Here is a 6357-nt window from a genome sequence, read left to right as displayed (position 1 = left end):
GAACACAGAAGTTAAGCTCACTTGTGCCGAAGATAGTTCGCTGGAAACGGCGCGTGAAAATAGGTAGTCGCCGACTTGAACAAAAAACGCTTCAGAAGAAATTCTGAGGCGTTTTTCTTGTTTGATCTGCTTCAGAAATTTTTGCTACATATTGCGCGTACAGTGCACGAAAAGGCACGGAGAGATCGTGTCTATCAAAAGGGGGAATATGAGGTGGAGCGAAAATCTGCAGTCAGGGCGGTGGGGATGTTTCTGCTGGCGGCTCTTACCATTTTGACTTTATGCCGTTATCAGCACACTTCTGCTGTCCGACCGAAGGATAGATTTTCTGGCCAGATCCCGCAGCTGCACAGCACAGCAGACGCAGACGGTGACGGTGTAGACGACCAGACAGACATCCTGAACGGCGCACTGGCATATGTGAGTACACATCCAAAATACAAAAGCCGCTATTATGAGACCGGTTATCCCGACGACGGCTATGGAGTCTGTACTGATGTGGTAGCATATGCTCTGAAAAATGCAGGGTATGATCTGCAGGCTCTGGTAGACACGGACATTCGGGAACATCCAGAAGAATATGGAATTACAGCGCCGGATAAAAATATAGACTTTCGCAGGGTGCGAAACCTGAAGGTCTTTTTCTCCCGTAATACGGTCAAACTGACCACCAATGTTTCCGAAACGGAACAATGGCAGGGCGGTGATATTGTGATCTTTGAAAGACATATCGGCATCGTGTCTGACTGGCGAAATAAAAACGGAGTGCCCTATGTCATTCACCACAATGACCCATGGCAGACGGCTTATGAGCAGGACGTTCTGGAAAGACGAACGGACATCGTCGGACATTACCGCATTTCTGAATAAAAGTAGAAAAAACGGCCCCGCCGCGTTGAGCATTCAACGTGACGGGGCCGCATATTTATTGGGTGGAGTTCCCCTTACGATACAAGCTTCTGCTTAGCCCTTGCCTGCGCAGCCGAACAGCTCGATCTTCTCCTTGCACTTGGCCTCGATGGCCTTTGCGCCGGGAGCCAGCAGCTTGCGGGGGTCGAAGCCCTTGCCCTGCTGATCCTTGCCCTCTTCGATGTACTTGCGGGTGGCCTCAGCAAACACCAGCTGGCACTCGGTGTTGATGTTGATCTTGGAAACGCCCAGGCTGATTGCCTTTGCGATCATCTCGTCGGGGATGCCGGTGCCGCCGTGCAGGACCAGAGGGATGTTATTGGTGGCCTTGTGGATGCGGTCCAGAGCCTCGAAGTCCAGACCCTTCCAGTTTGCCGGGTAGACACCGTGGATGTTGCCGATGCCGGCAGCCAGGAAGTCGATGCCCAGAGCAGTGATCTTTGCGCACTCCTCGGGGTCTGCGATCTCGCCGGCACCCACAACGCCGTCCTCGACACCGCCGATGGAACCGACCTCGGCCTCGATGCTCAGGCCCTTAGCGTGTGCCAGAGCAACCAGCTCCTTGGTCTTTTCCACATTCTCCTCGATGGAGTAGTGGCTGCCATCGAACATGATGGAAGAGAAGCCGGCCTCGATGCAGGCCTTGCAGCCCTCGTAGGTGCCGTGATCCAGATGCAGGGCAACGGGAACGGTGATGCCCATGGAATCGACCATTGCGCTGACCATGGCAGCGACGGTCTTGAAACCGGTCATGTACTTGCCGGCACCCTCGGAAACACCCAGAATCACAGGGCTCTTCATTTCCTCGCAGGCGGTCAGAACGGACTTGGTCCACTCCAGATTGTTGATGTTGAACTGAGGCACACCGTAGTGGCCATCACGTGCTTTGATCAGCATTTCGGTTGCATTTACCAACATTATTCATTACCTCCACAAAATCATTGGGGTCTTGCTCGTTTCATATCCGCTTTGTGCACGGTTTAACGAACCTACAGAATTAGTATACCCCAAACAGCGGCCAAAATCAATCCAAACCGGTGTTTTTCCTGTAACAATGCGGGGATTCTGTTTCTGGCAGGGTGCAGGGGGTTACTGCCAGAAGCGCGTATATTCGATAGAATGCAACAAATTTCCATATAATGTGCAATAAGCGGCCGAAAGACAGAAAGCGTGATGAAGGACGGATTTTCAACACAGATCCACATTCGTCAAAATGATATTGGGCAATTTGGCAAAAGCGGACAGGATGCAGTTCAAAAAATTGTCATATTTCCGACTTGTATTCTACAAATTGTACGCAGGAAATCAAAAAAGGTCGAACCAAAAAGTGGAAAACCTTGTGGAAAGTGTGGAATTCCACAGGCAAAACAGGCTTTAAAGCTGGACTTTTGAACTTTCTCCACAGGGTTTTCAACATGTGGAAAAATAATCGCTCTTCTACGGATTGTATACCGCGTTTTTGTGGAAAACTTTTTTCTCCGGCAAAACAGAGGGATATCTACCCAGCAGCCGGGTAAAGCTGATGCAGGGCGGCAGAACATTTCTGCAAAAAAGCGGAAACGGTCTCCGGCACCACGAACAGAAAAACTTTTGCAGGACGCGGATAAAAAACGGTAATTTGCTGGCAAACAAGTTCGGCTTATGCTATACTTCAAAATGAGTTATCAGCTTCAGATCATACCGGTGCGCGGCCCAGAGTGCGGCGCGCCTTTTGGAGGGTGTGCACAGCACCTTCCGGTGATACAACGGAAGGAGAAAATCATCATGGAAGAAAAGAACCAGTCGCGCCGTCCGCGCCGCAGCCCGGAAGAGCCGCTGCAGAAGAACGAGAGCCTTGTTTATGGCAAAAATCCGGTGACCGAACTGCTGAAAAGCGGTTCCGGCGTGGACACCGTGCTCATTGCTGAGGGCATGGCTCCGGCCGTGGCGGCTTACTATACCGCATTGGCAAAGGAAGCGGGTGCCACGGTGAAGCGGGTGCACCCCAACAAGCTGCGCCTGATGACCGGCACCGAGAGCCATCAGGGTGTGGCGGCATTTGCCAGCGAGATCAAATACGTGACGGTAGACGACCTGATGGCAGAAGCCAAGGACAAGGGCGAGGCACCTTTTCTGGTGCTGAGCGATGGCATTGAAGACCCGCACAATCTGGGTGCCGTGATGCGCAGTGCTCTGCTGTGCGGTGCGCATGGCATCGTGATCCCAAAGCGCGGCGGCGCATCGGTCACGCCTACCGTCATCAAGTCCAGCGCAGGTGCCGCAGAACGCCTGCCGGTGGCTCGTGTGGCCAACATCGGCGAGACCATCCGCCGCCTGAAGGAGCAGGGTGTGTTCGTCTACTGCGCCGATATGGACGGCGTGTCTCTGCGCAGGAACAACCTGACCGGCCCCATTGCACTGGTGCTGGGCAGCGAGGGCAGCGGTGTTTCGCAGCTGGTGAAAAAGCTGTGCGACGGTGTGGTGCGGCTGGATATGGCAGCACCGGGCACCGGTGTGGACAGCTACAACGTGTCGGTGGCTGCGGGCATTATTCTGTACGAGATCCAGTCCCAGCGCGCAGCACAGCAGGCATGATCCGGCATTCGGGCCGGAACCTCAATTTGAATTACAGGAGGGACTAGAATGCCGAAAGATAAAAATAATGGCCGGGAAATGACCCCGGATGAAAAGTTCCGCTCCTTTTTCAGCACCACGGCGGTGGATATCCCGGAGGAGATGACCCGGAGGGACGAAAACCAGCCGGAGGAAAAGCCGCAGAAACGGTTTGGCCTGTTTGGCCGTGGTAAGGAAAAGCAGGAGACTGACGAAGCTGCAGCAGAGCAGCCGCAGGAAATGCCCACCGGTGAGGTGCGGCTGGGTGAAGATGCGCAGCCGGAACCGGAAGCGGATCTGGAACTGATGCTGAAGCCGGAGGCAGACCCGGAACAGGAACTGGCCCCGTGGCCTTTTCTGGAAAAGGAAGCAGAGGATACACAGCCGGAAGCACCCGCCAAAAAGCCGGAGGAAAAATCTGCATCGCAAACGGCGGAACCCCCGGCGGCAGTGAAGCCGGAAACACCCCGGCAGAGCGCTGTCCCGGCGGCTAGACCCGCAGAGCAGCACAGCACGGCAAAGCCTCTCCGGCACCCCAAGAATGCGCCGGAGGTGCTGCTGCCGCAGGAAGAGCAGGAGCAGCAGGAGATGGCACAGCTCAAGGCGATGATCAACGGCCTGAGCGACCAGAAGCCGGAAAAGCCTGCACCGAGGGCCGAAGCAGCCCCGGCAGCAGAAACTGAACCGGCTGAAAGCAAAAAGAAATCGTCCGGTGCACCGCTGCCCGCGGCTGTGTTTGCAGCGGTAAAGGAGACGGCACCGGAGCTGCAGCCGGAACCTGTGCCGCAGCCGGAAAAAACGGAGCGGCCGGAAAAGCAGCCGGTGGCCGATTTCTTTGGCAAGGCGCAGAGCGAGGACGCACCGCAGGCACCTTTGGCCCCGGCAGAGGAGCCTGCCGCAAAAGAGGACACCATGAGCCTGCCGCTGCTGCCGCTGGACGGTGAAGAGCCGCAGCAGGCACCGGAGAAGGCACCCGCTGCGCCACAGCCGGAACTGAAAGCTGAGGCGGAGGACGCGGTGTCTCCGGAGGAACATGCAGAAACGGAGCTGACCGAGCCGGAGGCTACGGCGGATAAGCTGCACCGTATGAGTGCAGAGCTGACGCTGCGCTGCGTGCTGGGCGGCATTCTGGCTGTGGTGCTGCTGCATTTTGGTTTGGTGTCGGATGGACTGCTGCCCGCCATGGCGGCGCTGGACCCGGATGCTGCCCCGGCGGCATTCTATGGTGCAAACCTGCTGCTGCTGGCAGCAAGCCTGTGCGTGGGCTTCCCGGTGCTGCGCGACGGCCTGAACGGCCTGCGCGGACGGCCTTCTTCCGAGACGATGCCGGCGCTGGCCGCAGTGGCAGCGCTGGTGCAGGCGGTCACAGCCATGCTGAACGCAAATGTTTACCGCGGCACCACCGGCATCTCGCTGCTCAGCGGCATGGCCGCGCTGGGGCTGTTCCTTGCGCTGCTGGGCAGCCGGGTGATGCTGGCTGCTGTCAAGGGCGGCTATGAGCTGGTGACCAATGGTATGGAGTTCGAGGGCGCCTACCGCGCCAAGGACAAAGACCTGCTGCGTGCCCTTGCACGGGATCTGGAACAGAAGGACCCCTGGGTGCTGCTGAGCCGCCCGATGAAGGAAGCTGACGGCTTTGTGGAGCAGAGCTTGAGCGAACGCGCAAGCGAGCGCCGTGCACGCAAAGTTTCGTACATCCTGCTGGGCGTTGCCCTGCTCAGCGGTGTGCTGTTCCTGCTGGCAGGTGCCGGCTGGAACAAAGCTGCGGCTGCCATGGCAGCTGTGCTGTGCATGGGCGCACCGCTTTCCTCTACCCTGATCGCGGGCGTTGCCTCGCTACGGCTGCAGCGTGCGGCTGCGGCTGTGGGCGCAGTCGTGCCCGGTTGGCAGGCCATTGAGCAGCTGGGCGGCATTGATACGCTGCAGATCGATGCAGACGACCTGTTCACCGCCGACAGCGCACAGCTGGAGGATATCCGCATCTTCAAGGGCGGCCGCATCGACCGCGCCATCCTGTACGCGGCCAGCGTGCTGAACGAGAGCCACGGCACCCTGAAGGGGTTGTTCCGCCAGATCGTTGAGGAACGCACAGACATCCTGTTCCCGGTCAAGGATCTGGAGCAGCACCATGGGCTGGGCTTTTCCGCCTGGTGCGATAACAACCGCATCCTCATTGGTACCCGCCGCTATCTGGAGCAGGAGGGCGTGCCGCTGCCGGACGAGGAATACGAGATGCAGCACTCGAAGAACGGCGAGCTGCAAATTTTGTATCTGGCTGTGTCCGGCAATCTGCACGCTATGTTCGTGCTGAAATATGTGGGCGGGCGCAATGTGGCCCGCAGCCTTGCCGTACTGCAAAAGGAGAACATCCGCCTGCTGGTCACATGCCAGGACCCCAGTCTGACTGCACACCACATTACCGAAGCATACCGCCTGCCGGAAGGCATGATCACCGTGCTGGATCAGGAGCAGTGCAACGCCATCAAGGCCGCACCGGCAGACCCGGAGGACACCTGCTGCATGATCCATCTCAAGGCGTTTGCCAGCCTGACCGGCGGTCTGCAGGCTGCGGATCAGGCCCAGAACGCCGAGAGCAGCGCCACCACGGTACAGATGGTCTCGGTGCTGTTCTCCATTATCATTGCAGCGCTGCTCACCAGTGCAGGCAGCATCTGGGAGCTTTCGGTGGCAACGGTGCTGATGTATCAGGCAGCGTGGAGCGCCCTGAGCATTGCTGTGTGTGCACTGAAGCAGCATAACTGAGAAATATTCTCAGAATAAATAGGAACTGTTCTTGATTTCCATCAAAAAATATGGTATACTCTGTTCAGAACCTGAGCCGCAGGCGAAAAAATT

Annotated in this window: 4 protein-coding genes; 3 read left to right on the top strand and 1 reads right to left on the bottom strand. The window is 57.2% G+C overall.

Annotation, left to right across the window (positions count from 1 at the left end; all coding sequences use genetic code 11):
• Positions 1-75: 75 nt before the first annotated feature.
• Positions 76-870, top strand: coding sequence for a DUF1287 domain-containing protein (locus tag GKG34_RS07440; RefSeq protein ID WP_347563436.1), 795 nt, complete (start codon positions 76-78; stop codon positions 868-870).
• A gap of 93 nt (positions 871-963) precedes the next feature.
• Here GKG34_RS07440 and fba read toward each other — a convergent pair whose 3' ends face one another.
• The gene (gene fba, locus GKG34_RS07435; protein WP_005941384.1) at positions 964-1827 is read right to left on the bottom strand and encodes a class II fructose-1,6-bisphosphate aldolase; all 864 of its coding nucleotides are present in this window, start codon (positions 1825-1827) and stop codon (positions 964-966) included.
• Positions 1828-2673: 846 nt separating this feature from the next.
• Here fba and rlmB point away from each other — a divergent pair.
• Both rlmB and GKG34_RS07425 read left to right on the top strand, forming a co-directional pair.
• Positions 2674-3483 (top strand): 23S rRNA (guanosine(2251)-2'-O)-methyltransferase RlmB, encoded by an 810-nt coding sequence (gene rlmB / locus GKG34_RS07430; protein WP_154255905.1) that lies wholly within the window; start codon positions 2674-2676, stop codon positions 3481-3483.
• Between the two features lie 48 nt (positions 3484-3531).
• Positions 3532-6264 carry a cell envelope biogenesis protein OmpA gene (locus GKG34_RS07425; RefSeq protein ID WP_154255904.1) on the top strand — a complete coding sequence of 911 codons (2733 nt, stop codon included), beginning with the start codon at positions 3532-3534 and terminating at the stop codon, positions 6262-6264.
• The last annotated feature ends 93 nt before the right edge of the window (positions 6265-6357 follow it).

The organism is Faecalibacterium sp. BIOML-A4, from assembly GCF_009679665.1.
In the GTDB taxonomy this organism is placed as follows: domain Bacteria; phylum Bacillota; class Clostridia; order Oscillospirales; family Ruminococcaceae; genus Faecalibacterium; species Faecalibacterium taiwanense.
The sequence above is the reverse complement of the archived record's forward strand: the minus strand, read 5'-3'. Positions and strand labels throughout refer to the sequence as shown.